The sequence below is a fragment of the Pseudomonas sp. UBA2684 genome (genome assembly GCA_002354655.1).
GTDB lineage: Bacteria > Pseudomonadota > Gammaproteobacteria > Pseudomonadales > Pseudomonadaceae > Aquipseudomonas.
Genome location: DELY01000006.1, coordinates 95,428 through 121,544, shown reverse-complemented (window position 1 = coordinate 121,544; position 26,117 = coordinate 95,428). Strand labels below are relative to the sequence as shown.

24 protein-coding genes are annotated in these 26,117 nt (G+C 63.6%); 11 read left to right on the top strand and 13 right to left on the bottom strand.

Going from position 1 to position 26,117, the window contains the following annotated elements:
• Nucleotides 1-4: 4 nt before the first annotated feature.
• Entirely contained in the window at nt 5-511 is a 507-nt protein-coding gene (locus B3M58_RS03350; protein WP_296217146.1) for a GNAT family N-acetyltransferase, read from the bottom strand.
• 194 nt (nt 512-705) lie between these two features.
• Here B3M58_RS03350 and creD point away from each other — a divergent pair, with 194 nt between their 5' ends.
• From creD to B3M58_RS03325, 5 genes are all read left to right on the top strand, one after another.
• Entirely contained in the window at nt 706-2,064 is a 1,359-nt protein-coding gene (creD, locus tag B3M58_RS03345) for a cell envelope integrity protein CreD (RefSeq protein ID WP_296217144.1), read from the top strand.
• 213 nt (nt 2,065-2,277) lie between these two features.
• Nucleotides 2,278-2,583: a hypothetical protein gene (locus B3M58_RS03340; RefSeq protein WP_296217143.1), complete on the top strand. Its 306-nt coding sequence runs from the start codon at nt 2,278-2,280 to the stop codon at nt 2,581-2,583.
• Nucleotides 2,584-2,987: 404 nt separating this feature from the next.
• Nucleotides 2,988-3,248: a DUF4212 domain-containing protein gene (locus B3M58_RS03335; protein WP_296217141.1), complete on the top strand. Its 261-nt coding sequence runs from the start codon at nt 2,988-2,990 to the stop codon at nt 3,246-3,248.
• A 3-nt stretch (nt 3,249-3,251) separates the two neighbouring features.
• Entirely contained in the window at nt 3,252-5,021 is a 1,770-nt protein-coding gene (locus tag B3M58_RS03330) for a sodium:solute symporter family protein (RefSeq protein WP_296217140.1), read from the top strand.
• 83 nt (nt 5,022-5,104) lie between these two features.
• On the top strand, nt 5,105-5,611 hold the full coding sequence (locus tag B3M58_RS03325; protein WP_296217139.1) for a hypothetical protein: 507 nt from the start codon (nt 5,105-5,107) through the stop codon (nt 5,609-5,611).
• A gap of 76 nt (nt 5,612-5,687) precedes the next feature.
• Here B3M58_RS03325 and B3M58_RS03320 read toward each other — a convergent pair whose 3' ends face one another.
• The 8 genes from B3M58_RS03320 to B3M58_RS03285 form a co-directional block, all read right to left on the bottom strand.
• The gene (locus tag B3M58_RS03320; protein WP_296217138.1) at nt 5,688-5,870 is read right to left on the bottom strand and encodes a hypothetical protein; all 183 of its coding nucleotides are present in this window, start codon (nt 5,868-5,870) and stop codon (nt 5,688-5,690) included.
• Nucleotides 5,867-6,997: a PepSY-associated TM helix domain-containing protein gene (locus B3M58_RS03315; RefSeq protein WP_296217137.1), complete on the bottom strand. Its 1,131-nt coding sequence runs from the start codon at nt 6,995-6,997 to the stop codon at nt 5,867-5,869. Before B3M58_RS03315 ends, B3M58_RS03320 begins: the two co-directional genes overlap by 4 nt.
• 78 nt (nt 6,998-7,075) lie before the next feature.
• A complete protein-coding gene (locus B3M58_RS03310) occupies nt 7,076-9,472 on the bottom strand; it encodes a TonB-dependent receptor (RefSeq protein WP_296217136.1) in 2,397 nt (798 codons plus the stop codon).
• Between the two features lie 227 nt (nt 9,473-9,699).
• A complete protein-coding gene (locus tag B3M58_RS03305; protein ID WP_296217134.1) occupies nt 9,700-10,641 on the bottom strand; it encodes a FecR family protein in 942 nt (313 codons plus the stop codon).
• A complete protein-coding gene (locus B3M58_RS03300; RefSeq protein WP_296217133.1) occupies nt 10,638-11,156 on the bottom strand; it encodes an RNA polymerase sigma factor in 519 nt (172 codons plus the stop codon). The genes B3M58_RS03305 and B3M58_RS03300 overlap by 4 nt, the downstream gene beginning before the upstream one ends.
• Nucleotides 11,157-11,418: 262 nt before the next feature.
• Complete coding sequence (locus B3M58_RS03295) at nt 11,419-12,123, bottom strand: 3'-5' exonuclease (RefSeq protein ID WP_296217131.1); 705 nt, start codon at nt 12,121-12,123, stop codon at nt 11,419-11,421.
• Nucleotides 12,120-14,051 carry a putative nucleotidyltransferase substrate binding domain-containing protein gene (locus B3M58_RS03290; protein WP_296217130.1) on the bottom strand — a complete coding sequence of 644 codons (1,932 nt, stop codon included), beginning with the start codon at nt 14,049-14,051 and terminating at the stop codon, nt 12,120-12,122. Before B3M58_RS03290 ends, B3M58_RS03295 begins: the two co-directional genes overlap by 4 nt.
• Nucleotides 14,052-14,433: 382 nt before the next feature.
• Complete coding sequence (locus tag B3M58_RS03285) at nt 14,434-16,611, bottom strand: malate synthase G (RefSeq protein WP_296217129.1); 2,178 nt, start codon at nt 16,609-16,611, stop codon at nt 14,434-14,436.
• A 312-nt stretch (nt 16,612-16,923) separates the two neighbouring features.
• Here B3M58_RS03285 and B3M58_RS03280 point away from each other — a divergent pair, with 312 nt between their 5' ends.
• A complete protein-coding gene (locus tag B3M58_RS03280; RefSeq protein ID WP_296217127.1) occupies nt 16,924-17,370 on the top strand; it encodes a GNAT family N-acetyltransferase in 447 nt (148 codons plus the stop codon).
• A 25-nt stretch (nt 17,371-17,395) separates the two neighbouring features.
• Nucleotides 17,396-17,914: a glycine cleavage system protein R gene (locus tag B3M58_RS03275; protein WP_296217126.1), complete on the top strand. Its 519-nt coding sequence runs from the start codon at nt 17,396-17,398 to the stop codon at nt 17,912-17,914.
• A gap of 400 nt (nt 17,915-18,314) precedes the next feature.
• On the opposite strand, the gene rarD is transcribed toward B3M58_RS03275, so the two are convergent.
• The 4 genes from rarD to B3M58_RS03255 all read right to left on the bottom strand — a co-directional run bounded on the left by rarD (nt 18,315) and on the right by B3M58_RS03255 (nt 22,113).
• Nucleotides 18,315-19,205 (bottom strand): EamA family transporter RarD, encoded by an 891-nt coding sequence (gene rarD, locus B3M58_RS03270; protein ID WP_296217125.1) that lies wholly within the window; start codon nt 19,203-19,205, stop codon nt 18,315-18,317.
• A 243-nt stretch (nt 19,206-19,448) separates the two neighbouring features.
• Entirely contained in the window at nt 19,449-20,423 is a 975-nt protein-coding gene (locus B3M58_RS03265) for a serine/threonine protein kinase (protein ID WP_296217124.1), read from the bottom strand.
• 96 nt (nt 20,424-20,519) lie between these two features.
• Entirely contained in the window at nt 20,520-21,284 is a 765-nt protein-coding gene (locus tag B3M58_RS03260; RefSeq protein WP_296217122.1) for a TOBE domain-containing protein, read from the bottom strand.
• Between the two features lie 91 nt (nt 21,285-21,375).
• The gene (locus tag B3M58_RS03255) at nt 21,376-22,113 is read right to left on the bottom strand and encodes a ComF family protein (RefSeq protein WP_296217121.1); all 738 of its coding nucleotides are present in this window, start codon (nt 22,111-22,113) and stop codon (nt 21,376-21,378) included.
• A gap of 80 nt (nt 22,114-22,193) precedes the next feature.
• On the opposite strand from B3M58_RS03255, the gene bioB reads away from it, so the two are divergent.
• The 4 genes from bioB (at nt 22,194) to bioC (ending at nt 26,082) form a co-directional block, all read left to right on the top strand.
• A complete protein-coding gene (gene bioB / locus B3M58_RS03250; RefSeq protein ID WP_296217120.1) occupies nt 22,194-23,249 on the top strand; it encodes a biotin synthase BioB in 1,056 nt (351 codons plus the stop codon).
• Nucleotides 23,250-23,371: 122 nt separating this feature from the next.
• Nucleotides 23,372-24,559 carry an 8-amino-7-oxononanoate synthase gene (bioF, locus tag B3M58_RS03245; RefSeq protein WP_296217119.1) on the top strand — a complete coding sequence of 396 codons (1,188 nt, stop codon included), beginning with the start codon at nt 23,372-23,374 and terminating at the stop codon, nt 24,557-24,559.
• Nucleotides 24,552-25,283 carry an alpha/beta fold hydrolase gene (locus B3M58_RS03240; protein ID WP_296217118.1) on the top strand — a complete coding sequence of 244 codons (732 nt, stop codon included), beginning with the start codon at nt 24,552-24,554 and terminating at the stop codon, nt 25,281-25,283. Before bioF ends, B3M58_RS03240 begins: the two co-directional genes overlap by 8 nt.
• Complete coding sequence (gene bioC, locus B3M58_RS03235) at nt 25,276-26,082, top strand: malonyl-ACP O-methyltransferase BioC (protein ID WP_296217117.1); 807 nt, start codon at nt 25,276-25,278, stop codon at nt 26,080-26,082. The genes B3M58_RS03240 and bioC overlap by 8 nt, the downstream gene beginning before the upstream one ends.
• Nucleotides 26,083-26,117: the final 35 nt, after the last annotated feature.

Sequence of the window (26,117 nt, the reverse complement as noted above, 5' to 3'; positions counted from 1 at the left end):
GGCATTAGCTCTGTGCCGCAAATGCTGGGTGATAGTTCACCACGGCCTGCGGCAGTGCTGCGTCGAATGCCAGCGCCATAAAGTACTCCGGCGGTACATCGGCGAGCACCAGCGCAGGCTCGGCCTTGAAGCCGAAACGCTTGTAATAGGCGGGATCACCCAGTACCACGCACCCCGCGGCGCCGTGCATGCGCAATGCGTGTAGCGATGCATGCATCAACTGCGTGCCGATACCCTGGCCCTGGTAGGCAGGCAGCACCGAAATCGGCCCTAGGCCATACCAGTCAGGCGTGCCGTCGGAAAGGTCGACTGGGGAGATGGCTACATGGCCAATGACTTCGCCGTCCAGTTCGGCCACCCGCGACACCGTCAGCTGCCCGGCGCGGCGCAGGGCACTGACGATGTACTGTTCGGTATGACTGCTATGTGCTGCATGCAGAAATGCAGCAGTGGTAACGGCGTTGATAACGGCTGAGTCAGCAGTGGTTTCTGGACGGATGTCGAGCGTCATTGCAGGCTCCGGTGAGGGGGGCAGTGCAGATTCACTTACCCACTCACGGCAACCTACACAGCCAGTCTCTCGCTGTCGATTTACCGGTTGGCAGATTGCCGCATATCTCCACGCATTCTCCATAGTCCCCCCATAAAGCCTCCACTTGGCCTGCCCAGAATCTCTGCACCTTAACCGTGTCGGAGAGTTGCACCATGAGTCGAACCCTGGCTTTCAAACTGGGCGCTATCGCCTTGCTGATTTTGTTATTGCTGATCCCATTGGCGATGATCGGCGGTCTGGTGGGCGAGCGGCAGTATCAGCGCGCCGAGGTGTTGCAGGACATCGCGCGCAGTTCCAGCTACCGCCAGCAGCTTATCGGGCCGATTCTGGTGCTGCCTTACACCAAGGTCTGGCAGGAGTGGAAAACCCACGCCAAGACCGGCGAGCGCTACCTGCAAGAGCAGCAGGCGCGTGGCCGCTTGTACTTTCTGCCGGAGCGCTTTGTGCTTAATGGCTCGGTCGCCACCGAGGTGCGGGCGCGGGGTATCTACAAAGCGTTGCTGTACCGCAGCGATAACCAGATCAGTGGTGCATTCAAGCTGCCGGCGCGCCTGGGGCTGGGCGATGAGCTGGGCTTGTACCGCTTCGAGAGGCCGTTCCTCTCGGTGGGCATCAGCGATATCCGCGGCATCAGCAATGACCTGCAATTGCGCTTTAACGGTACGACCTTGAGTTTTGCTCCGGGTAGCGCGGATGAGCGTTTCGGCGCTGGGGTGCATGCGCCATTGCCGCCGCTGGATAGCCAGGGCGGGCAGTTGCTGGAGTTCGCCTTCGATCTCAAGCTGCAAGGCACCGAGCAGCTGAGCATCACTCCGGTGGGCCGCGACAGTCGGGTCGAGTTGCGTTCCGATTGGCCGCATCCGAGCTTTGTCGGCGAGTACCTGCCGAGCAGCCGTGAGGTGTCGAGCAAGGGTTTCAAGGCACAGTGGCAGACCAGCTTCTTCGCCACCAACCTGGAAGAAGCGCTGCATGACTGTGCGGCCAAGGACAGTTGCGAGGGGCTGACGGGGCGCAACTTCGGGGTGAACTTTGTCGATCCGGTGGACCAGTACCTGAAGACCGAGCGGGCGATCAAATACGCGCTGCTGTTTATCGGCCTGACCTTCGCCGTGTTCTTTCTTTTCGAAGTGCTCAAGCGTCTGGCCGTGCACCCGGTGCAATACGCCCTGGTGGGTCTGTCGCTGGCGCTGTTTTACCTGCTGCTGTTGTCGCTGTCCGAGCACCTGAGCTTCGCGCTGGCCTACGGTATTTCGGCGTCGGCCTGTGTGCTGCTGATCGGCTTCTACGTCAGTTATGTGCTGCGCAGCGCCGTGCGTGGCGGGGTTTTTGCCGGCTTGTTGGCGCTGCTCTACGGCATGCTCTTCGGCCTGCTCGGCGCCGAGGACTATGCCCTGCTGATGGGCTCGGTGCTGGTGTTCGGCGTGCTTGCCGGAGTGATGGTGCTGACCCGCAAACTCGACTGGTACGGCGTCGGCCGACTGCCGCTGGCCAGCGCCACCAGCGACCTTTGACGGAGAGCCGCGCAGGCCCGGCCTGCGCGGCTTTTTAGGCTATGTACCCGTTATCTGTGGGCTCGCTAGATGATCCCTGTAGGGCGGCAATCCGTAGGCATGACCACGGGCTATCGGCTGCTGCGTAGTCAGTTGCGCCGTAACCCACCCTACAAACGCTGCGTGCAACACGTAACTGGGGCATGGCCCTTTTTACCTGTGTGGGAGTTGAACATGATGCGTCTATTTATACGGTGGGCCGCCTGTTTCGCCCTGGGTCTGGCGGTGGCCCTGCTGGTGCTGCTGGGCCTGATGTTCTGCGGCCAGTTCGACCTGATCAAAGGCTTGCAGCTGACCGGTCAGCCGCTGGCGCAGTTGAGTCTGGTGCTCTTGCCGGAAGCGTTCTGGGAGCGCCTGACGGGGCTGGCCAACGCCACGCAGAACCGTGATGTGCCGTCGTTTCTCAGTCTGTGTACGGCCCTTGGGCAGATCGGCCTGCTGTTGGCCGCAGGCTTCTTGCGCCGGTGGTACGTGCGATGAGTGGGCATGTCGGTTTGCGCGAAGAATCGCGCGCCGGGCACTTGCTGGCATGGCGGATTACCCGGTTGTTTGCCTGCGCGGCGTACCGGCAGCCGAGGCGTCCATCTGGCAAGCCGGCAGGGGCTGACGATGGGCTTGCCCGGTCCAGCTAAAGCCGGGTTTGCAGGTCGCCGTGCAGCGTTGCTTGCAGGCATTTGCCTGGCTGCAGCTTGCGTGTCGTTCGAGCAAAGTGCTGCCGCTGCATTCAGGTACTTTTTGGCGTTTGATTAAGTTGTTGTTATTTATAGACAAATATTGTCTTTCAGGGCGGCATTCGGCAGCTAATACCAATGTCTATCTGTCGGTTTGTAGTGGCCTGCTGCTAGCTTGAAGATGCACGAGAATAACAATAACCGGAGGAGTTTATGACTTCTGAACAAGCTAACGCTGCAGCGTACTGGAAGGCGAATGTTCGGCTGATTACCTGGAGCCTGATTGTCTGGGCCCTGGTGTCTTACGGCTTCGCCATACTTCTTCGACCCATGCTGGCAGGTATTTCTGTCGGCGGTACCGACCTTGGCTTCTGGTTCGCCCAGCAAGGTTCGATCATCACCTTTATCGGGATCATTTTCTTTTACGCCTGGAAAATGAACAAACTCGATAAACAATTCGGTGTCGAGGAATAATCCATGAGCCAGTTTGTAATCAATATGCTGTTTGTGGGCGCCTCCTTCGCGCTCTACTTCGGCATCGCCATCTGGGCACGTGCCGGCTCGACCAAGGAATTCTACGTCGCCGGCGGCGGTGTTCACCCGGTCACCAACGGCATGGCAACTGCAGCCGACTGGATGTCTGCGGCTTCTTTTATTTCCATGGCGGGTCTGATTGCCGCCGGTGGTTATGCCAACTCAACCTTCCTGATGGGCTGGACCGGTGGCTACGTGCTGCTGGCCATGCTGCTGGCGCCTTACCTGCGCAAATTCGGCAAGTTCACCGTGCCGGATTTCATCGGTGATCGCTTCTACAGCAACGGTGCACGTCTGGCTGCCGTGATCTGCCTGATCATCATCTGTGTGACCTACGTGATCGGTCAGATGGCTGGTGCTGGCGTGGCGTTCTCGCGCTTCCTCGAAGTGAGCAACTCCACCGGTATCTGGATCGCTGCTGGCGTGGTGTTCTGCTACGCGGTGTTCGGCGGAATGAAGGGCATTACCTACACCCAGGTTGCCCAGTACGTGGTGTTGATCATCGCCTACACCATTCCGGCGGTGTTCATCTCCCTGCAACTGACCGGCAATCCGATTCCAATGTTCGGTATGTTCAGTGAGCATACTGAGTCAGGTGTGCCACTGCTGCAGAAGCTCAATGAAGTCGTAGCGGGTCTGGGCTTTACCGACTACACCGCCGATGTCAGCAACAAGCTGAACATGGTGCTCTTCACCATGTCGCTGATGATTGGTACGGCCGGTCTGCCGCACGTGATCATTCGCTTCTTCACCGTGCCGAAAGTGGCTGATGCGCGTTGGTCGGCTGGCTGGACCCTGATCTTCATCGCCCTGCTGTACCTCACTGCTCCGGCTGTGGCGTCCATGGCGCGTCTGAACCTGATGACCACCATCTATCCGCAGGGTGCCGAGGCTCCAGCGCTGGCGTATGAAGAGCGTCCGGAGTGGGTGAAGAACTGGGAAAAAACCGGTCTGATCGCCTGGGAAGACAAGAACAGCGATGGTCGTATTCAGCTGTACAACGATGCTGCTCCAGCCTTCACCCCAACGGCTGAAACTCGCGGCTGGCAAGGCAACGAGCTGACCGTTAACAACGACATCCTGGTATTGGCCAACCCGGAAATCGCCAACCTGCCGGGCTGGGTTGTTGGACTGATCGCTGCGGGTGCCATTGCGGCCGCGTTGTCCACGGCTGCGGGTCTATTGTTGGCAATTTCTTCGGCAGTCAGTCATGACCTGATCAAGACACTGATAAACCCGAAGATCAGCGAGAAGAACGAAATGCTCGCTGCGCGCATTTCCATGGCGGCGGCTATCTTGCTGGCCACCTGGCTGGGGCTCAATCCACCAGGCTTTGCGGCGCAGGTGGTGGCGTTGGCCTTCGGTATAGCCGCGGCCACGCTGTTCCCTGCGCTGATGATGGGGATCTTCTCCAAGCGGGTAAACGACAAGGGCGCGATTGCCGGCATGCTGGTAGGCCTGGTGTTCACCGTCGTTTACATCTTCCTGTACCTGGGTTGGTTCTTCATTCCGGGCACTGCGACCTTCGCCAACACCCCGGATAACTGGATGTTCGGCATCTCGCCGCTGTCCATCGGTACCGTCGGTGCTGTCATCAACTTCGCGGTCGCCTACGCCGTGTCTCTTGCGACCGTTGCGCCGCCGAAGGAGATTCAGGAATTGGTGGAGAGCGTGCGTACTCCCAAAGGTGCTGGTGGCGCGTTGAGCCACTGAGCATAATCACCCGGATCAGGTTTGATCAGGGTCTTACCAGCGGGCCTCCTTAGGAGGCCCGTTTTATTTTCGGGAGTCAGTCAATGTTGTGGACAATACTTGCCATCGTGGTTTCGGGGCTGGGGGCGGCTGGTATTGCCATGCTGCTGCGCAAACTGACGCGCAACCGCTTGCCGAAGTGGATCATTCCCGCGTTTGGCGGTTTGGGCATGCTGAGCTACCAGATTTACTACGAGTATTCCTGGTTCGACCACCAACTACAGCGTCAGCCGACTGAGTCCGTGCTGGTGGCCAGTGAAACCGGCGAGGTGTTCTGGCGGCCCTGGACGTTTTTCTGGCCGATGACCACGGCCTTCACCGTGCTCGACAGCAAAAGCCTGCAGCGCCAGGATGCGAACGGCACGTCAGTCGCCGCCTTTAACCTGTACCGCTTTGAAAAGCAGCACATCGACCGCGTTAGCCATCAGGCGCATCTGCTCAATTGCACAACCGCAGAGCTGCTGCCCCTGGATGAACAGAAAAAGCCGCAGCTGGATCAGTTGAAGGTCGTCGCTAAAGATGATGCGCTCTACCGGCAAGTCTGCCAGTAGCAGGCCGCAGCATCGTCAATTCCCCTCGCTAATAAACTCAAGTTGCCTACCGGCTAGCCCTGGCCCCTTTCCGGGCTTACGGGCGCCGGGTTTGGCTGCGTTGCAGCAACGGCCAGCAGCCAATCACCGCAGGCAGCCCGAGGCCAAGCCAGGCCACAGCATCCCAGCCGCCATCACCGAGCAGGGCACTGATCAGGCCGATGGCGCTCAGCAGGCCGAGCAGCAGCGGCAGGGCGAAGGTCGCTTGGCGCCAGTTCATGCCGTTGCCTCCGCGCGCTCACGCGATATGGCCGGGGTGCGTCGGCGTAGCCACCAGAGGTATAGGCCGCTGCCGAGCACGATGATGGTCAGCACATCCAGCACCGCCCAGAGGATTTTCATCGGCATGCCGCCGTAGTCGCCAAAATGCAGCGGTTGCGACATCGACAGCGCATCCATGTACCAGGGGCGTTGGCCGATGGCGGTGACTTCCAGGCTGCGCGCGTCGATCAGCACCGGGGTCCACAGGTGCGCGGTGAGGTGCGTGTTGCCTTTCATAAACACGCTGTAGTGGTGTTCGCTGGAAAAGCGCGTGCCGGGGAAGGCGATAAAGTCCGGCTGCATATTCGGCGTGGCCTTGGCGGCGATAGCCAGCACCTGGTTGGCCGGTGCGCGCAGGGTCAGCGGCGGGGCATCGCGGTACGGTTCGACCATCGCCGCCAGGGATTCGCTGCGCCAGGCACTGATCAGCAGATCGGCGCAGGCGCTGATCACTCCGGTAAGGCCCACCACTAGGGCCCAGGTCAGGGTGACGATGCCGATCAGGTTGTGCAGGTCGAGCCAGCGCGTGCGTGCGGATTTCTCCCGGCGCACTTCGGCGAATTTCAGGCGGCGCATAAACGGCGAATACAGCACCACGCCAGAGATAATTGCGACCACGAACAGCAGGCCCATAAAGGCCAGCAGCAGCTTGCCCGGCAGGCCGGCGAACATGTCCACATGCAGACGCAGAATGACCATCAGGATGCCGCCATTGGCCGCCGGCATCTCCACCGCCTCGCCGCTGCGCGCATCCAGCATAAAAGTGTGCGAGGAGTTCGGCTCGGTGCCGGCGGTGGCAGCGGTAATCGCCACCACCCCATTGGGCTCATCTGCGTCGTAGCCCAGGTACTGAATCACTTCGCCCTGGCGATGCCGTTCGGCGGCCTCGACCAGTTGCTGCAAGCTCAGGTGCGGCGCGTTCGCCGGCAGCTCGCGCAGCGAGGGCGCTTCACCGAGCAGGTGTTCCAGCTCATGGTGGAAGATCAGCGGCAGGCCGGTCAGGGCCAGCATCAGCAGAAACAGGGTGCAGATCAGGCTGGTCCAGGTGTGGACGGAGGACCAGCGGCGGATGGTGGTGGTTTGCATGGGGTATCCGGAATTTCTGTGCGGTTCGCTGTCGCGCAACGCCCCCTCGGTCTAGTGAGAGAGGGGGCTAGCAGCGCTTTAGAACTCAAGTTGCGCGGAGAACGTCAGGGTACGGGGGGCGCCCAGGTAGTAGCTGCTCAGCCAGTATTCCTTGTTCGCCAGGTTGCTGACGTTGCTGCGCAGGGTCAGCGCATTGTCCGCGCTGAGCTGCGTGCGGTAGCGGGCACCGGCATCGAAGGTGGTGAAGGATGGCAGGCTGTGCTGGTTGGCCTCGTCGCTGTATTGCTTGCCGGTGTAGTAGGCGCCGCCTGTCAGGGCAAAGCCGGGGACGGCGGCGATGTCGTACTCGCCGTACAGCTTGGCCAGTTGCGTGGCCACGTTGGTCGGTTTTTGACCGTCGTTGGCGGCGCTGCCGGATTCCTTCACGGTCGGGTCGAGCAGGGTCAGGCCGCCGATCACGCTCAGCTCGGGCAGGACCTTGCCGGTGACGCTGAACTCCAGGCCGTTGTTTTCCTGGCGACCGTCCTGGACAAAGACCCCGCTGCCATTGGTGTAGCTATTGGGTTTGTCGATGTTGAACAGGGCCATGGTCAGCAGGGTCTCGCCGACAGTGGCTTTGATCCCGACTTCATACTGCTCGCTGACTTCCGGGGCCAACGCCTGGCCGGCGTTGAGTGCCGTGCTGGGTGCGATGCCGCCTTCTTCCAGACCCTCGATGTAGGTGGCGTAGGTGGTCAGCCAGGGCAGCGGCTTGAACACCAGCGAGGCGTTCGGCGAGGTTTTCGCTTCATCGTACTGGCTGGCGGTCTCGGCGTAGCCGAAGGCTTCAGCCCAGACGAAGTCGTTGCTGTAGGTTTTGATCCGCGTGTGGGTGAGGCCAAGGATGGTCGACCACTGATCGTTGAAGGTGATCACGTCGCCGATCAGGATGTTGTCCGACTGGGTACGCGACGCCAGGCGTTGGTCGCCGTTGCCGATGGAGTAACCGGGTTTGTCGACTTGCAGCGTTTCATCGAACGACAGGCCGGGCGTCACCGACACATATTGCGGGCCTGGGTAGGGGATGTGGTCTTCATAGTTGCGCACCCGGGCAATGTTGCCCTGGTAGCCAACGGTGGTCTTATGGCCAATCCCGGCGGTGCTGAAGTCGGCATCCAGGAACAGGTTGGCGGAGGTTTCTTCGTGCTCAACCGGGGCGAAGGCATACAGCGGCTGGGTGTAGCTATTGGCGCTGTAGACGGTCGGCCCGGTGTAGGTGTACTCCTCGGTGAACTGGCTGTAGGCCAGCGCGCCGCGCAGGCTGAAGACTTGGTTGAGGCGCCAGCTGAAGCGGCTGCCCAGGCGATCATGCTCGCTGTCGGCGAACGCCCACTTCTGGCTGTACAGCGTGTCGTTGTCGAGGTCTTTGGCGTCCGGGCGCAGGGCCTGGTCATTGAAGTACCAGTAGCTGGTCAGGCCGCGGGTTTGGCTTTTCTTGTGCGAGGCATCGAACTGCACCAGCAGGTCTTCGCTGATGTTCCAGTCCAGCGCGACGCTGATCATTTCGCGGCGCCGCTTCTGCAAATCGATGGCGGTTTCGCCATCCTGGGTCAGCACGTTGACGCGGTAGGCGAATACCCCGGCGTCGTCGATCGGGCCGGCGAAATCGCCATGCAGGTAATAGTTCTCACCACCGGCATTGCCCAGGGTCACGCTGTTGTAGCGCTCGTAGGTCGGGCGCTTGAGCACGTAGTTGACCAGGCCGCCGGGGCTGGCTGGGCCATAGAGAAAACCGCTGAGGCCGGTCAGTACTTCCAGCTGCTGCATTTCCTCGATGAAGTTGCCGCCGTCGTAGCCGTTGCTGAAGCGCAGGCCGTCGTTGGCGATGCTCAGGTTCCCGGCCGCACTGAAGCCGCGCATGCTCACGGCGCTGGCATAGCCGGCAGAGGTCGGCGAGGTGAACTGGGTGGCGGGGTTGAGCTTGAAGACATCGTCGGTGGACGTGGCCTGGATGTTTTGCAGCAACTCGCTGGACAGCACGCTCACCGAGTAGGGCGCGTCCTGCAACGACATACCACCCAATGCGCCCACGTTCTTCACCGCCTCGCTGCGATAGCCGGCGGCTTCACTGCCCGCGTTGAGGGCCGTAGCGGTTACCGTGACATCCGGCAGGGCCATCGTGGTTGCCGCGAGCGGGGCCAGGTTATACGTGCCGGCGCTGCCCTGCAGCAGTTGCAGGCCGCTGCCGCGCAAGGCCTGGTTGAGCGCGGTAAAGGCATCGAAGTCGCCTTCCACCGGCGCCGACAGCTTGTTGGCGGTCAGACGCGGATCGATGCTCAGGACGATACCGGCCTGGGCCGCGATCTGGTTGAGCGTGCTGGCCAGCGGCGCGGCAGGCAACTGATAAACCTCGGCCAGCGCCACCGAAGACAGGCTGGCGAAGGCGATGGCGGCGGTCAGCAGGCGGGGGCGGAACAGTGGCAAAGTGCGGGGCATTGCGAAGTTCTCCTAAGCGGTAATGCATCTCAATGCCCTGATGCCGAAGCAAACCGCAGAAGTGACAGGGGCTGCCTGAAAAAAATCTGTGGCGCGCGCCGAGGACGAGGGCAAGCGGCGGACAAACCGCGCGGTGGCAGGCCCGCACCACAAACCCACGACCTAACCCAAGGCTGGACATGCCGCAGCCTTATCCACCAAAGCATCAGGCCCATCACCCGCCGTAGCTATTTCTCCGCCGGCAGCACCCGAGCCCACCAGGTGCCCAGGCGTTCGATGCGCACCGGCACACTCGGCGGCAGCGCGGCCAGGGCTTGGTCAGGGTTGTGCAGCGGGAAGCTGCCACTGATGCGCAGGTCGGCGATGGCCGGGTCGACGCCCAGGTAGCCGCTGCGGTACTCGCCCAGCGTGGCGAGCAGGTCGCCCAGGCGCTGGTTCTCCACCACCAGCATGCCGTGGCTCCAGGCGTCGGCGGCCGCGGCGGCGGGTTGGTTGGCCGCCAGACGCTGGCGCTGCATCAGCACCTGTTGTCCGGCGGGGATGATGTGTTCTTGCGTACCTTCGAGCGGGCGCGCGGCGACGGCGGACTTGAGCACGGTGAGGCGCGTGCTCTCGCCTTCGCGGCGCACCAGGAAGCGCGTACCGAGGGCGCGCAGGCGGCCTTGCGCGGTGACCACCACGAAAGGGCGGCTGTCGCCCGGTGCGGTCTGCACGAGGATTTCGCCGCTGCGCAGGTGTAGCACGCGTTCGGTGTCGCTGAAGTCGATATCCAGGGCGCTGGCGCTATTGAGGCGTACCTGGCTGCGGTCGGCGAGGAGCACCTCGCGCTGTTCGCCGCGGGCGGTCATCTCGTCGGCCAGGTAGTCGCTCAAGGGCCGCTGCTGGGCCAGCACACCGAGCAGCAGGGCGCCGCCAAGTACCAGGCTGAGCGCAGTGGCGCCGGGGCGGCGGCGCGGGCGGCGGAGCAGCGCTTGCCTGACCGGCGCGGCCGCTGCCGCGGCAAAGTGCTGATCGAGGCCGTTGAGCTGTTGCCAGACCCGCGCATGTTCCGGGTGGGCGGCGATCCATAAGGCAAATTCATGGCGTTGCTCGGTGCTGGCTTCGCCGGAACCCAGGCACAGTTGCCAGTCGATGGCGGCGTCCAGCACGCTGGCGGCGACGGCGCTCATAGCGTTTCACCATACAGCGCGATGTAGCACTGGCGCAGGCCTTGGGCCAGGTATTGGCGCACGCGCGACACCGACACGCCGAGGCGTTCGGCGATTTCCGCATGGGCCATGCCGTCGAGGCGGTTATACAGGAAGGCGGCCCGCGCGTTGCTCGACAGCTGGCCGAGCAGGCGGTCGATCTCGCGCAGGGCTTGCAGGGCGATGGCCTGTTCTTCCGCGCTGGGTTGCAGCGGCTCTGGTAGCGCCGTTAGTTCGTCGAGGTAGGCGCGCTCCAGGGCGCTGCGGCGGAAGTGGTCGATCAGCAGGCCTTTGGCGATGGTGGTCAGCAGCGCCCGTGGCTCGCGGGTTTCATGCAGATCGTTGCGGCCGAGCAGGCGCACGAAGGTGTCCTGGCTGAGGTCTTCGGCGCGGTCGGCGCAGTAAAGGCTTTTGCGCAGCCAGCCAAGCAGCCAATCGCGGTGATCGCGATAGAGCAGGCCCACCAGATGCTGATTCGTGGAGTCCCCAGCTGACACGCGGACCTCGCCATTGAGCGGCAGATAAGAAATAAATCGATAATTATTCGCATATGATGACAGGGCCGCCCCCTGCGCTGCAATCCGCTGTTGCTCTACCGCGATGGGTGGTTATGCCACGTCGTGGCATAGATGCCGGTCACTAGCGGCTGTGCGTTGGCGCGCACTCGCAAGGCCATTGCTGATGCCGTCACCGGCAAGAGCCTGCTGAAAAGCCCTGGCCCATCGCCCGCAAACGGGCTCTTACAGGGGCGCTATTCCCTTACATCGAATGCGCCCGCTGGCGGCGACGGCTGTTGAGTTGCTGCAGCAGTGCCGGCAGGCTATCGAGGCCTTGCTGGCGCGCCTTACTGAACAGGATCAGCGCCAGCTCGGCGGTCACCAGGGCGTCGGCGCTGGCGTGGTGGCGCTGTTGCACTTGCAGGCCGAAGTGCTGCGTCCAGCCGTCCAGGCCGGGGTGGCTCAGTTTGGCCTGCGGGCAGAGCAGCGGGGCGATCTCGGCGACATCGAAGAAGGCATGCTGCAGCCGGTAGCCGAGGCTCTGCTTGAGGGCGCGGGCCAGCATGCGCTGGTCGAACTCGGCGTGGAAGGCCAGCAGCGGGCTGCCGCCGACGAACTCCATAAAACTCAGCAGAGCCTCGACCGGGTCCTCGCCATTGGCGATCGCGTTGGGCGCGATGCCATGGATCAGGGTGCTGGCGCTGGCCTGGTGGCCTGCACGTAGCAGGGTGCATTCGAACTGCTGGCTGAGGTCGATGGCGCCGTCCTCGATCACCACCGCGCCGATCGACAGCACCTGGTCGCGGCGCATGTTCAGCCCGCTGGTCTCCAGGTCGAGGATGACAAAGCGCTGCTGGTGCAGCGGACGTTCGTCGAGCGCGCACGCTTCGGCCAGTGTGTGCCGCCGTTCCAACTGCCGTTGGGTCAGCGCCGGGCCGCGCCCGCTAAACCAGGTAAACCTGCTCATAGTTGGTACCTCACTGCCAGGCTGCTTTGCAGGCGTTGGGCTTGGCGGAAGGATTCACGCAGGATACGCCGATCCAGGTGGTTAAGGCTGTCCGGATCAATGCGGTTGGAGTAAGGCAGCTGCTGGCGCGCTTGCAGCTGGTGGAGCTGCATGCGGGTTTGCTGGATGAAGTGATAGGCCTCTTCATAAGCGGCGCCGTCGAGTGGCTCAATCACGCCCTTGGCGATCAGTTCGCGCAAGCGCTCCAGGGTGTTGCAGCTTTCGATGCCGTGGGCCAGGGCGAGCAGGCGGGCACTGTCGACGAATGGTGTGAGGCCTTGCACCTTGAGGTCCAGGGTGTCTTTCTCGGCGCCTTTGCGGGCCACCACGAAGTCGCGGAAGCGGCCCACCGGCGGGCGTTGGCGCAGGGCGTTCTCGGCCAACATGCGCTGGAACAGGCTATTGCCGTCGATCACCCGCAGCAGCGCTTCACGCAGCTGTTCGCAGCCTTCGGGCGGGCCCCAGACCACCCGTAGATCGAAGTAGATACTCGAACCGAGCAGGTTTTCCGGGGTGGCTTCACGGACGAAGTTGTTGAAGCGCCGCGTCCATTCCTGACGCGACAGGCACAGCTCGGGATTGCCGGCCATGATGTTGCCTTTGCACAGGGTAAAGCCGCAGAGCGCCAGACGCTGGTTGATCTCGGCCGCCAACGGCAGCAAGCGCCGGCGGATGTCGGCCGCTTCGACGGCATCCTGGGCTTCGAAGAGAATGCCGTTGTCCTGGTCGGTGTGCAGGGTCTGCTCGCGGCGGCCTTCGCTGCCGAAACACAGCCAGGTGAACGGCACGCCGGGATCGCCGAGGTCTTCCAGGGTCAGTTCGATCACTCGGCACACGGTATGGTCGTTGAGCAGGGTGATGATGTGGGTGATCTGCGTCGAACTGGCGCCGTGGGCGAGCATGCGGTCGACCAGCTGGCGCACGTCGTCGCGCAGCGCCGCCAGGGTTTCCACTCGGCCGGCATGGCGAATGGTGCGCGCCAGGTGCACCAAGTCGACCCGTTGCAGGGAGAACAGGTCGCGCTCGGAGACCACTCCGCACAGGCGCTCATGTTCGACCAGGCAAACGTGGGCGATATGCCGCTCGGTCATGGCGATGGCGGCGTCGAAGGCGCTGGCATCCGGCGGCAGGTGGAACGGGGCGTGGGTCATCAGGTTGTCGATCGGCTGATCCAGCGAGCTGCCATCGGCGACCACTCGGCGCAGGTCGCGCAGGGTGAAAATGCCCAGCGGTTTGAGCGCCGGGTCGACCACCACGATGCTGCCGACGTGCTGCTCGTGCATCAGCTTGACCGCTTCGCGCACGGGGGTGTCGGGGGCGCAGCCGATGGGCTGGCGCATGGCCAATTCGCCCAGGCGGGTGTCCAGCGAATACTGCGCGCCGAGGGTTTCCACCGCGCGCAATTGCACTTGCTGGTTGACTTGGTCGAGCAGGCTGCTGACCCCGCGCAGGGCGAAATCGCGCAGCGGGTTGGACAGGGCGAACAGCTTGATAAAGGCCGGTTTGCTCAGCAGCAGGCAGAAGGTGTCTTCGGCTGCCAGGTGTTCGGTGCGGGTAGCGCGCTCGCCGATCAGCGCGGCCAGCGGGAAACATTCGCCGCTGGTGATCTCGAAGGTGGTCTCGGTGCCGCGCCGTGCCGAGTGCGGACGTTCGCCGTGCACGCGCCCTTGCTTGACGATATAGAAGAACTCCACCGGCCCGTCGGTGGGTTTGATGATGGTTTCGCCTTCGCCGAAAAAACGCAGTTGGCAGTGCTCCACCAGGTAGGCCAGGTGAGCCATGTCCATCTGGTTGAACGGAGGGAACTTCTGCAGAAACTCCATGGTGCCGTGGATGTTCTGCAGCACCGCGGTCTTGCCGGCCTGGGCGAAGGCGTCCGCTTTGCTCATTGCGCTCTCGAGGGCGTGGTTTGACCACTATGGTCGGCCGCTGCTGGGCGACTGCCCATTGGACGTAAGTCTAGAACAGCGCTGCATGCGAGCCGTGGCGTACCGCGCGATTGTAGAAGTGGGTTTGCTTGTGAGCTTCTGCCTGGGCGTAAACACGCTCCATAACCAGGCGATGTCCCAGTAACGGGTTGCGCACGGCGCTTGTAGGGTGGGTTAGTGGCGCACGCCGGTCTGGAAACAGCAACTGCGCTGTAGGTGCGCCACGTAACCCACCCTACGAATGAACCGTTCCAGCACATAACAGGGGCATAGCCATAAAAATACAGGCACCCGAGCATAAAAAAACCGCCCCGGAGGGCGGTTTTTTTATTGCAGCGGCGAATTACAGACCGTTGGCGGCCTTGAACTCGCGACGACGGCGGTGCAGCACCGGCTCGGTGTAGCCGTTCGGCTGCTTGGCACCTTCGACCACCAGTTCCAGGGCAGCCTGGAAGGCGATGTTGTCGTCGAAGTTCGGTGCCAGCGGACGGTACAGCGGGTCAGCTGCGTTCTGCCGGTCGACCACCGGGGCCATGCGCTTGAGGCTGGCAACGATCTGCTCCTCAGTGGCGATGCCATGACGCAGCCAGTTGGCCAGCAGCTGGCTGGAGATGCGCAGGGTGGCGCGGTCTTCCATCAGGCCGATGTCGTTGATGTCCGGCACCTTGGAGCAGCCAACGCCCTGGTCGATCCAGCGCACCACGTAACCGAGGATGCCCTGCGAGTTGTTGTCCAGTTCGTTCTGGATCTCCTCGGCCGACCAGTTGGTGTCCTTGGCCAGCGGGATGCTCAGGATGTCGTCCACCGACGCTGGGGCACGCGTGGCCAGTTCGGCCTGGCGGGCGAACACGTCGACCTTGTGGTAGTGCAGCGCATGCAGCGCGGCGGCGGTCGGCGACGGAACCCAGGCGGTGTTGGCACCGGCCAGTGGGTGAGCGATCTTCTGCTCGAGCATGGCGGCCATCAGGTCGGGCATGGCCCACATGCCTTTGCCGATCTGCGCGCGGCCTTGCAGGCCGGTGGCCAGGCCGACGTCGACGTTGTTGTTCTCGTAGGCGGCAATCCACTGCTCGCTCTTCATAGCGGCCTTGCGCACCACGGCGCCGGCTTCCATGGAGGTGTGGATTTCGTCACCGGTGCGGTCGAGGAAGCCGGTATTGATGAACACCACGCGCTCGCTGGCGGCCTGGATGCAGGCTTTCAGGTTGACGGTGGTGCGCCGCTCTTCGTCCATGATGCCGACTTTCAGGGTGTTGCGCGGCAGGCCGAGGACGTCTTCGACGCGGCTGAAGATTTCGCTGGTGAAGGCGACTTCTTCCGGGCCATGCATCTTCGGTTTAACGATGTACACCGAGCCGGTGCGGGTGTTCTTGCGGCTGGTGTTGCCATTCAGGTTGTGCACCGCGATCAGGCTGGTGAACAGCGCGTCCTGAATGCCCTCGGGGATTTCGTTGCCTTGGGCATCGAGGATCGCCGGGTTGGTCATCAGATGGCCGACGTTACGCACGAACAGCAGGCTGCGGCCGTGCAGGGTCAGCTCGCCACCGTCGACGGTGGTGTAGACGCGGTCCGGGTTCATGGTGCGGGTGAAGGTCTGGCCGCCCTTGGCCACTTCTTCCGCCAGGTCGCCCTTCATCAGGCCGAGCCAATTGCGGTAGATCACGGTCTTGTCGTCGGCGTCGACGGCAGCGACCGAGTCTTCGCAGTCCATGATGGTGGTCAGCGCGGCTTCCATCAGCAGGTCTTTGACGCCGGCGGCGTCGGTGCTGCCGATCGGGCTGCTGGCGTCGATCTGGATTTCGAAGTGCAGGCCGTTGTTCTTCAGCAGCACGGCAATCGGTGCGCCGGCATCGCCCTGGAAGCCAACCAGTTGCGCGTCGTCGCGCAGGCCGCTGTTGCTGCCGCCTTTGAGGCTGACCACCAGCTTGCCGGCTTCGATGCGGTAACCGCTGGAATCGACGTGGGAGCCAGCAGCCAGCGGCGCGGCTTCGTCGAGGAAGGCGCGGGCGAAGGCGATGACCTTGTCGCCGCGCACCTTGTTATAGCCACGGCCTTTTTCGGCGCCGTCTGCTTCGCTGATCGCGTCGGTGCCATACAGGGCATCGTACAGCGAGCCCCAGCGGGCGTTGGAGGCGTTCAGGGCGAAGCGCGCGTTCATCACCGGCACCACCAGCTGCGGGCCGGCCAGGCGGGCGATTTCGTCGTCGACGTTCTGCGTGGTGACCTGGAAATCCGCCGGTTCTGGCAGCAGGTAGCCGATTTCCTGGAGGAAGGCTTTATAGGCCGCCGCGTCATGCGCTTGACCGGCGCGGGCTTGGTGCCAGCTGTCGATCTGCGCCTGGATGTCGTCGCGCTTGGCGAGCAGGGCGCGGTTTTTCGGGGCCAGCTCGTTGATCACGGCTTCGGCGCCGGCCCAGAATTTCTCGGCAGCGATGCCGGTACCGGGGATGGCTTCGTTATTCACGAAGTCGAACAGCACTTTGGCGACCTGCAGGCCACCGACTTGAACGCGTTCAGTCATCACTTGCCTCACTCTGCTCAGCTCTTCAGCTCTACTCAATAGCCGCTTCGGACCCGGGGGTTCCCGTCTTGTAGTCCGAGGCGCGGCATACTACATCAAGAACTCGGGAAAATCAGTGGGTGCGCGTCGCTCTGCGACCAAGAAGCGCTTTGCAGTCACGGCGGGGACGTTGTGTTCTCAAAAAAGTTCGTAATTGTTTCATAAAAATATGAAAACGGTACACGATTAATTGCGCAGTGTTCTCGGCGGTCGCTTGCCGGCTCTGCCGACGCCACTGCCTATACTGCGACGACAGCCATCTGGAGCCTACCGATGCCAATCCATGCCGCCGGCCCTGCCGATCTCGACGACCTGGTTCGCTTGTTTGCCGACTACCTGAGCTTCTATGAAGTGGCGCGAACGCCAGCGGCGATTCAGGGGTTCCTCGCCGCGCGCCTGAGTGCCGGCGATTCGACGCTGTTTATCGCCCGCGATGAGGCCGGGCAGGCGCTGGGGTTCGTCCAGCTGTACGGGTTTTTTTCCTCGCTGGCGCTAGAGCCGGCCTGGTTGTTGAGCGATCTCTATGTGAGCCAGGCTGCACGCCGTCAGGGGGTTGGCGAGGCGTTGATGAACGCCGCCCGGGCGCATGCCGAAGCCACCGGGGCCTGCGGTTTGCAGCTGGAGACGGCGAAGAGCAATCTGGCGGGGCAGGCACTGTATGAGCGCCTCGGTTATGTGCGCGATGAAGTGTTCTATACCTATTGGCTCAGCCTGGCTTGAGCTGCCACTGCACGAGGAGTCGAGCATGGAACATCTGGTACTTACGATTATTGCCCAGGATCAGCCGGGTCTGGTCGAGCGTATCGCCCAGTGCGTGGCCAACCACGGTGGCAATTGGCTGGAGAGTCGCATGTCGCGAATGGCCGGGCAGTTCGCCGGGATTCTGCGCATCGCCGTGCCGGCCGAGGCGCATGGCGAGCTGGTCGATGCGTTGCAGGCGCTGAACGTGCACGGTATCCGCGTGTTGTTGGCGGGGGGCGGTGTCGAGCCGTCGTGCACCTGGAAGCCGATTCTCCTCGATCTGGTCGGTAACGACCGCCCCGGCATCGTGCGCGACATCACCCGTTTGCTCGCCGAGCAGGGCGTCAACCTGGAAAGCCTGGTCACCGAAGTGACGCCGGCGCCGATGAGCAGCGAGCCGCTGTTCCACGCCGAGGCGCTGCTGGCCGTGCCGCTGGGGCTGTCGCTGGATGTGTTGCAGGCCAAGCTGGAAACCCTCGCCGATGACCTGATGGTCGAGCTCAACCTGCGCACGGACACCTGAGCGCGGGCGCGTGGCTGAACATATCCACGGCTAACAGGCCGTTGAAAAGCGTAGGCGAGGCAGCCGAGACAAGGCAAAAACAGGCGAGGAAGCGCAGTTTACGTGTTGTAAATGAGCATTCCGAGCCTGTTTTTAACGCCGTATCGGCAACGCAGGTAGTTTTTCAACGGCCTGTTAACGGGTGTATCACTGTGGATAACCTGGGGAGCTTCGCCGCCAGCGCCCGTCCCCCGCGGCTTGCCGTTCCTTGGTCAAAAAAACAGCTATTTCAATAACTTGTGCACGTAAACCGGGGATGTTTCTGTGGATAAGGTTGGGATGGATAGCGGCAGCCCAGGCGTTGCGTGGGCTGCGTGGTGCTGATGGTTTTTTGTACAGCGCAGAGGCGTTTGCGTCGCGGCTACTCGCTGCGTTTGCGCAGGGTCAGCCAGGCGTCGACGCTGTAGACCGCCAAACCGGCCCAGATGCAGATAAAGGCCAGCAGCTTGCTCGGATCGAAGCGCTCGCCAAACACCAGCACCGCAAGCAACAGCACCAGCGTCGGCGCGACGTATTGCAGGAAGCCCAGGGTGGTGTAGGGCAGGTGCCGCGCGGCGGCGTTGAAACACACCAGCGGCACCAGGGTGATCGGCCCGGCGGCGATCAGCCACAGCGCTTCGGGCGTGCTCCAGAACTCGGTTTGGCTGCTCATCGCCGCCGGGTTCAGGAGCAGCCAGCCGATGGCCAGCGGCAGGAGCAGCCAGGTTTCCACGACCAGGCCCGGCAGTGCGGCGACTGGCGCCTGCTTGCGAATCAGCCCGTAGAAACCGAACGTCAGCGCCAGCACCAGCGACACCCAGGGCAGGCTGCCGACCTGCCATACCTGCTGCGCCACGCCCACTACCGCCAGGCCGACCGCCAGCCATTGCAGGCGGCGCAGGCGCTCGCCGAGCAGCAGCATGCCGAGCAGCACATTGACCAGCGGGTTGATGTAGTAACCGAGGCTGGCCTCCAGCATGCGCTCGTTGTTCACCGCCCACACATACACCAGCCAGTTGCTGGCGATCAGCACGCCGCTGGCGGCCAGCACGGCAACCCGCTTGGGGTTGTCGCGCAGTTCGCGCAGCCAGCCCGGGTGTTTCCACACCAGCAGCAGCGTTGCGCCGAACAACGCCGACCAGAGCGCGCGATGGACGATGATTTCCACTGCGGGCACGTTCTGGATGGCTTTGAAATACAGGGGAAACAAGCCCCAAATGATGTAGGCGGTGAGGCCGAGAATATACCCGCGCTGCGGGTTGACGGTGGCCATGGAGATCCTTGCTTAGGCAGCTAACTAAAGCCCTGAATTCTAGTCGTGACGCGCGGCCCTTGTCTGTGGGTTGAGGGTTTTCTTGCAGGGGAAAATCCAGCCAGTCGTAAGGAAGACGTTACAGCCTGGCGATGACCGTTCTGTAAGGTGGAGCCACCGCAGGCTTGTGCCCGCGGCGGACAAGCCGGCGGCAGGCTCCGCCCTACGACGGCGCCACGCCGCACCCCGCCACGGCTAGCCGGCTCAGAACAGCTTCAGCGGTTCTTCATCCAGCGCCGCCAGTTGCTCGCGCAGCATCAGCACCTGATCGCCCCAATAGCGCTCGCTGCCGAACCAGGGAAAGCTGTGCGGGAAGGCCGGGTCGTCCCAGCGCCGCGCCAGCCAGGCGCTGTAATGCATCAGCCGTAGCGCACGCAGGCCTTCGATCAGCGGCAGTTCGCGCGGGTTGAAATCGTGGAATTCCTGGTAGCCGTCCATCAACTCGGAGAGCTGACCGAGGCGTTCGTGGCGTTCGCCGGCGAGCATCATCCACAGGTCTTGCACCGCTGGGCCCATGCGGCAGTCGTCGAGGTCGACCATGTGAAAGGTCTCGTCGCGGCACAGCAGGTTGCCGGGATGGCAGTCGCCGTGCAGACGAATGGCCTGCACCGGGTTGTTGGCGAACAGCGTGTCGAGGCGCTTGAGCAGGTCGCGCGCCACCGACTCATAAGCCGGCAGCAGGCTGCGCGGAATAAAGTTGCCGTCGAGCAGGGTGGCCAGCGAGGCATGACCGAAGTTCTCCACCTGCAAGGCTTCGCGGTGGGCAAACGGCTTCAGCGAGCCGACTCCGTGCAGGCGGCCGAGCAACTGGCCGAGGCGATACAGATGATCGAGGTTGCCCGGCTCCGGCGCGCGGCCGCCGCGGCGCGGGAACAGGGCGAAGCGGAACCCGGCGTGCTCGAACAGGGTTTCCCCGTCGCGCACCAGTGGGGCGACCACCGGTACGTCGCACTCGGCCAGTTCGAAGGTGAAACTGTGTTCTTCGCGAATCGCCGCATCGGTCCAGCGTTGGGGGCGGTAGAACTTGGCGATCAGTGGCGTCTCGTCTTCGATGCCCACTTGGTAGACGCGGTTTTCATAGCTGTTCAATGCCAGCACGCGGGCGTCGCTGAGGTAGCCAATGCTCTCCACGGCATCCAGCACCAAGTCGGGCGTGAGGGTGGCAAATGGGTGGGACATGACTGGCTCCGGTCGGTGGGGCGCAGAGTGTAGCGCTTACCTGTACCCCAGCGGCGCTTGGTGTGGCGCGGCCGGGCTAATCGACTCGGCGCCTGCTCAGACTTGCGTGCCGAGCAGCACCTGATTGGCGGCAAACTGCGCGCGCACCGGGTCGCCCGCGCGCAGGTGTTGCGTCGCCAGGACGTCCGGCGCGACCAGCGCGCAGAGGGTTTGCCCGCTGGCCAGGCCGATCCGCACTTCGCTGGGGCCGTCGTTGGCCGGCAGGATCTGTTCAATCCAGCCGGTCAGCTGATTGCGCTGCGGGTCGGCGGCGCTGGACAGCGGGCTCAATTCGAGCCAGCCAGCCTTGATCAGGGCGACCACGCCGCTGCCTTCGGCCAATTCGAGTTTTTCCGTGCTGTCGCGGGTGATCTGCGCATGAATCCGCGCGCCACCGGGCAGTTCGATGTCGAGCAGGTCGTTGCGCCCCTGCGCCTGAATCGCCCGCACCCGCCCGCTCAGCTGGTTGCGCGCGCTGGTGCGCAGCATCAGGCGACCGAGCAGTTGCAGGTCGCCAGCGTTTTCGACCGCTTGCAAGACCTGCGCTTGCAGGCTTTCCAGGTGCTTGTAGAGCAGCACCAGGCGTTCGCCGGCGCTGGACAGGCGCGCGCCCCCACCGCCTTTGCCGCCCACGGTGCGTTGCACCAGAGGCTCTTCGGCGAGGTTGTTGAGTTCGTCGATGGCGTCCCATGCGGCTTTATAGCTCAGCCCGGCCGCCTTCGCCGCACGGGTGATCGAGCCTTGGATGGCGATTTGCTCCAGCAGCGCCATGCGCTGCGGGCGGCGGACGACATGCTGGGCGAGGGTGGTCAGGAGCGTCATGCGGGTGCGCTGTGTGGTGGGCGATATAACGCTGCAATGTGCGCGATGCTGACCGCCGAGTCAATCTCGTCGCCCGTCGTGCCTCGGTCTGCTAGTCATCGCCCGGTTTTGCGGTGCGTGCCAGGCAATACACATCGACCCGCGCGGCACCGCCGCGGAGCAACAGGCGCGCCAGGCTTTCGGCGGTTGCGCCGGTGGTCAGGACATCGTCGATCAGCGCCAGGTGCAGACCCTCGACCCGGCTGGCGTTCGTCAGGGCAAAGGCGCGGCGCAGGTTGCGCTGGCGCGCCGCCGCCGTTAGCTGTTGCTGCGCCGGGGTGTCGCTGGTGCGCTCGAGCCAGTGCGGTTGTTGCGGCAGGTGCAGGCTTGCGCTGAGCCACTGGCTGAGGAGGCCGGCCTGGTTAAAGCCGCGCTGGCGCTGCCGAGGGCCGGCCAGGGGCACGGGGAGCAGTAGGTCGGGGCGCGCCAGACCTTCCGCGAAGGCATGTTGCAGGTGATGTGACAAAAGCCCACCGAGCAGACGTCCCAATGGCCACTTGGCCTGGTGCTTGAAACGATTGATCGCGGTGTCGATGGGGAAGGCGTAGCGCCAGGGCGCTTCCACTCGCTGGAAACTCGGCGGTCGTTTCAGGCACGCGCCGCAGGTCAGCCCCGTGCTCGGCAGCGGCAAGGCGCAGACCTGGCAGTGTCCGCCGAGCCAGGGCAGTTCGGCTTCGCAACTGCTGCACAACGGATGGACGGTATCCGCCGGTTCGTCGCAGAGCAAACAGGTTTGTTTGTTTTTTAACCAGTTGTAAACCACTGGCTGGTTGCTGGGTTGACAGCGCATAAGGCTTCCATAAATATGCCGAACATCCGTGTCGTGCCTGAGCAATCTAGCAGGCTGTTGCCAATAACAAGGAATTACCCATGAGCGCCACCACCGCCGCCAACCTGCGCCACGATTGGACTCTCGCCGAGGTCAAGGCGCTCTTCGAGCAACCGTTCAACGACCTGCTGTTCGCCGCGCAGACCGTGCACCGCGCGCATTTCGACCAGAACCGCGTGCAAGTCTCGACCCTGCTGTCGATCAAGACCGGCGCCTGCCCGGAAGATTGCAAGTACTGCCCGCAGTCTGGCCACTACAACACCGGCCTGGAAAAAGAAAAGCTGCTGGAAGTGCAGAAGGTCCTGCAAGCCGCCGCCGAGGCCAAGGCCATCGGCTCGACGCGCTTCTGCATGGGCGCGGCCTGGAAGCATCCCTCGGCGAAAGACATGCCCTACGTGCTGGAGATGGTCAAAGGCGTGCGCGCCCTGGGCCTGGAAACCTGCATGACCCTGGGCAAGTTGACCCAGGAGCAGACCGTCGCGCTGGCCGAGGCCGGCCTCGATTACTACAACCACAACCTGGATACCTCGCCGGAGTTCTACGGCAACATCATCACCACCCGCACCTACAACGAGCGCCTGGAAACCCTGGCCTACGTGCGCGATGCGGGGATGAAGATCTGCTCCGGTGGCATCCTCGGCATGGGCGAGTCGCTGGACGACCGCGCCGGGCTGCTGATCCAGCTGGCCAACCTGCCGGAACACCCGGAAAGCGTGCCAATCAACATGCTGGTCAAGGTCAAGGGCACGCCACTGGCCGATGAACAGGACGTCGACCCGTTCGACTTTATCCGCATGCTCGCCGTGGCGCGGATCATGATGCCGCAGTCGCACGTGCGCCTGTCCGCCGGCCGCGAGGCGATGAACGAGCAGATGCAGGCTTTGGCGTTCTTCGCTGGTGCCAACTCGATCTTCTACGGCGAAAAACTGCTGACCACCGCCAACCCGCAAGCCGGCAAGGACATGCAACTGTTCGCCCGCCTCGGCATCCAGCCGGAAGCGCGCGAAGAGCACGCCGACGAAGTGCACCAGGCGGCCATCGAGCAAGCCCTGGTCGAACAGCGCGATGCCAAGCTGTTCTATAACGCCGCGTTCTGATGGCTGTGCTCTGAATAGGTGGGAGGGGCTTTAGCCGCGATCCGGCGTTAGGTCGGTCGCGGCTAAAGCGGATCGCCGCCCGGCCCCTCCCACGGTATTGCGTCCTTATATCCAGGTTGCCTATGTCTTTCGACCTTGCTGCCCGCCTCGCCGAGCGCCGCACCGCCAACCTCTATCGCCAGCGGCCCCTGCTGGAAAGCCCGCAGGGCCCGCTGGTGCAGGTCGATGGCCGCCAGCTGCTGGCCTTCTGTTCCAACGACTACCTCGGCCTGGCCAATCACCCGCAGGTGATCGAGGCCTGGCGCGCCGGTGCGGAAAAGTGGGGCGTCGGTGGTGGTGCCTCGCACTTGGTGATTGGCCACAGCACGCCGCACCATCAGCTGGAGGAGGCGCTCGCCGAGTTCACCGGGCGGCCGCGCGCGTTGCTGTTTTCCACTGGTTATATGGCCAACTTGGCGGCGGTCACCGCGCTGGTCGGTCGCGATGACACGGTGCTCGAAGACCGTCTCAACCATGCCTCGCTGCTCGACGCCGGCCTGCTCAGCGGCGCGCGCTTCTCGCGTTACCTGCACAACGATGCGGTCAGCCTGTCGAGCCGGTTACGCAAAGCCAACGGCAATACCCTGGTGGTCACCGATGGCGTATTCAGCATGGACGGCGACCTCGCCGACCTGCCGGCGCTGTGCGGCGAAGCGCGTCTGAAAGGGGCTTGGGTGATGGTCGATGACGCCCACGGTTTCGGTCCGCTGGGCGCGACCGGCGGCGGCATCGTCGAGCACTTCGGCCTGGGCCTGGACGATGTGCAGGTGCTGGTCGGCACCCTGGGCAAGGCCTTCGGCACCGCCGGTGCGTTTGTCGCCGGCAGCGAGGAGCTGATCGAAACCCTGGTGCAGTTCGCCCGGCCCTATATCTACACCACCAGCCAGCCGCCAGCGCTGGCCTGCGCCACCCTGAAAAGCCTGGAGCTGCTGCGTAGCGAGCATTGGCGGCGCGAGCACCTGAATGCCCTGATCACGCGCTTTCGCCAAGGCGCCGAGGCGATTGGTCTTGAACTGATGACCAGCGCCACGCCGATCCAGCCGATTCTGATTGGCGACAGCGGCCGCGCCCTGCAGCTGTCGCACCTGCTGCGCGAGCGCGGCCTGTTGGTCACCGCCATCCGCCCGCCGACCGTGCCGGCCGGCAGCGCGCGGCTGCGCGTGACCCTGTCCGCTGCCCATAGCCTGGAGCAGCTGGAGTTGTTGCTGGAGGCTTTGGCGGAGTGCTGGCCGCTGCTGGCGACTCAGGACGGGAGTGTGGCGGATGCGTGATCGGCTGATTCTGCTGCCCGGCTGGGGTCTTGGCAGCGCGCCGCTGGAGCCGCTGGCCGAGGCCTTGCGCGGCCTCGATCCACGCCTGCATGTGCAGATTGAGCCGTTGCCGTTGTTGGATTCCAGCGACCCGGCCGACTGGCTGGATGAGCTCGATGCCAACCTACCGCCGGACACTTGGCTGGGTGGCTGGTCGCTCGGCGGCATGCTCGCCGCGCAACTGGCGGTGCGGCGTGGCGAACGTTGCAGCGGCCTGCTGACCTTGGCCAGCAACCTACGGTTTGTCGCCGAGCCCAGCTGGCCTGCGGCTATGCCGGTCGAGACTTTTACTGCCTTTCGCCAAGGCTGCGCCGCCGATGCGGCCGCCACCCTGAAACGCTTTGCTCTGCTTTGTAGCCAAGGCGCTGCGGACGCCCGCGGTCTTTCCCGGCTGCTGTTGGCTGGCGCACCGCAGGCACAACCCGAGACGCTGCTGGCTGGACTGGATCTGTTGGCGGCGCTGGACAGTCGTGCAGCGCTGCAGGCCTTTGTCGGGCCGCAGCTGCATCTATTCGCCGGTCAGGATGCCCTGGTTCCCGCGAGTGCCGCACCGGCCTTGCTGGCGCTGTTGCCGGACGTCGAGATCGGCCTGATTGATAACACCAGTCACGCCTTCGCCCTGGAGCGTCCGCATGAGATCGCGGCGGCAATTCAGGCGTTTCTGCATGAGGCCGGCGATGACTGATCTCAGCCAAAACCCGCCGGGCGGCCTGCCGGATAAGCGTCAGGTGGCGGCTTCGTTTTCCCGCGCGGCCGAGAGCTATGACAGCGTTGCGGCCTTGCAACGCAAAGTCGGCGCTGAGTTGCTGGCGCAGGTGTCGGCCTCAATCAGCCCGCAGCGCTGGCTGGACCTGGGCTGCGGCACCGGGCATTTCAGTCGCGCGTTAGGCGAGCGTTTTTCGGCCAGCCAAGGTGTGGCCCTGGATATCGCCGAAGGCATGCTGCGCCATGCCCGGCCGTTGGGCGGCGCGCAGCAGTTTATCGCCGGCGATGCCGAGCGCCTGCCGCTGCGAAGCGCTTCCTGCGATCTGCTGTTCTCCAGCCTGGCCTTGCAGTGGTGCGCCGATTTTGCGGCGGTGCTGCGCGAAGCTAAACGGGTGCTGCGGCCGGGCGGTGTGCTGGCCTTCAGCAGCCTGTGCGTCGGCACCTTGCAGGAGTTGCGCGACAGCTGGCAGGCGGTGGACGGCTTCGTTCACGTCAATCGCTTCCGCCGTTTCGAGGATTACCAGCGCCTGTGTACCGCCAGTGGCCTGCAAGTGACGAGCTTGCAGACCCAGGCCGAGGTGCTGCACTACCCGGATCTGCGCAGTCTGACCCACGAGCTGAAAGCCCTCGGCGCGCACAACCTCAACCCCGGCCGCCCGGGCGGGCTGACCGGGCGGGCGCGCATGCTGGCGCTGCTCAATGCCTATGAGCAGTTCCGCCAGCCGCAAGGGCTGCCGGCGACCTATCAGGTGGTTTACGGCGTACTGCGTAAGGATTGATATGAGCACGGCTTTTTTTGTCACCGGCACCGACA

Bases quoted from the DNA above. Each gene is read 5' to 3' on its own strand.
- B3M58_RS03350 (WP_296217146.1), bottom strand. From the start codon at position 511: ATGACGCTCGACATCCGTCCAGAAACCACTGCTGACTCAGCCGTTATC.
- creD (WP_296217144.1), top strand. From the start codon at position 706: ATGAGTCGAACCCTGGCTTTCAAACTGGGCGCTATCGCCTTGCTGATT.
- B3M58_RS03340 (WP_296217143.1), top strand. From the start codon at position 2,278: ATGATGCGTCTATTTATACGGTGGGCCGCCTGTTTCGCCCTGGGTCTG.
- B3M58_RS03335 (WP_296217141.1), top strand. From the start codon at position 2,988: ATGACTTCTGAACAAGCTAACGCTGCAGCGTACTGGAAGGCGAATGTT.
- B3M58_RS03330 (WP_296217140.1), top strand. From the start codon at position 3,252: ATGAGCCAGTTTGTAATCAATATGCTGTTTGTGGGCGCCTCCTTCGCG.
- B3M58_RS03325 (WP_296217139.1), top strand. From the start codon at position 5,105: ATGTTGTGGACAATACTTGCCATCGTGGTTTCGGGGCTGGGGGCGGCT.
- B3M58_RS03320 (WP_296217138.1), bottom strand. From the start codon at position 5,870: ATGAACTGGCGCCAAGCGACCTTCGCCCTGCCGCTGCTGCTCGGCCTG.
- B3M58_RS03315 (WP_296217137.1), bottom strand. From the start codon at position 6,997: ATGCAAACCACCACCATCCGCCGCTGGTCCTCCGTCCACACCTGGACC.
- B3M58_RS03310 (WP_296217136.1), bottom strand. From the start codon at position 9,472: ATGCCCCGCACTTTGCCACTGTTCCGCCCCCGCCTGCTGACCGCCGCC.
- B3M58_RS03305 (WP_296217134.1), bottom strand. From the start codon at position 10,641: ATGAGCGCCGTCGCCGCCAGCGTGCTGGACGCCGCCATCGACTGGCAA.
- B3M58_RS03295 (WP_296217131.1), bottom strand. From the start codon at position 12,123: ATGAGCAGGTTTACCTGGTTTAGCGGGCGCGGCCCGGCGCTGACCCAA.
- B3M58_RS03290 (WP_296217130.1), bottom strand. From the start codon at position 14,051: ATGAGCAAAGCGGACGCCTTCGCCCAGGCCGGCAAGACCGCGGTGCTG.
- B3M58_RS03285 (WP_296217129.1), bottom strand. From the start codon at position 16,611: ATGACTGAACGCGTTCAAGTCGGTGGCCTGCAGGTCGCCAAAGTGCTG.
- B3M58_RS03280 (WP_296217127.1), top strand. From the start codon at position 16,924: ATGCCAATCCATGCCGCCGGCCCTGCCGATCTCGACGACCTGGTTCGC.
- B3M58_RS03275 (WP_296217126.1), top strand. From the start codon at position 17,396: ATGGAACATCTGGTACTTACGATTATTGCCCAGGATCAGCCGGGTCTG.
- rarD (WP_296217125.1), bottom strand. From the start codon at position 19,205: ATGGCCACCGTCAACCCGCAGCGCGGGTATATTCTCGGCCTCACCGCC.
- B3M58_RS03265 (WP_296217124.1), bottom strand. From the start codon at position 20,423: ATGTCCCACCCATTTGCCACCCTCACGCCCGACTTGGTGCTGGATGCC.
- B3M58_RS03260 (WP_296217122.1), bottom strand. From the start codon at position 21,284: ATGACGCTCCTGACCACCCTCGCCCAGCATGTCGTCCGCCGCCCGCAG.
- B3M58_RS03255 (WP_296217121.1), bottom strand. From the start codon at position 22,113: ATGCGCTGTCAACCCAGCAACCAGCCAGTGGTTTACAACTGGTTAAAA.
- bioB (WP_296217120.1), top strand. From the start codon at position 22,194: ATGAGCGCCACCACCGCCGCCAACCTGCGCCACGATTGGACTCTCGCC.
- bioF (WP_296217119.1), top strand. From the start codon at position 23,372: ATGTCTTTCGACCTTGCTGCCCGCCTCGCCGAGCGCCGCACCGCCAAC.
- B3M58_RS03240 (WP_296217118.1), top strand. From the start codon at position 24,552: ATGCGTGATCGGCTGATTCTGCTGCCCGGCTGGGGTCTTGGCAGCGCG.
- bioC (WP_296217117.1), top strand. From the start codon at position 25,276: ATGACTGATCTCAGCCAAAACCCGCCGGGCGGCCTGCCGGATAAGCGT.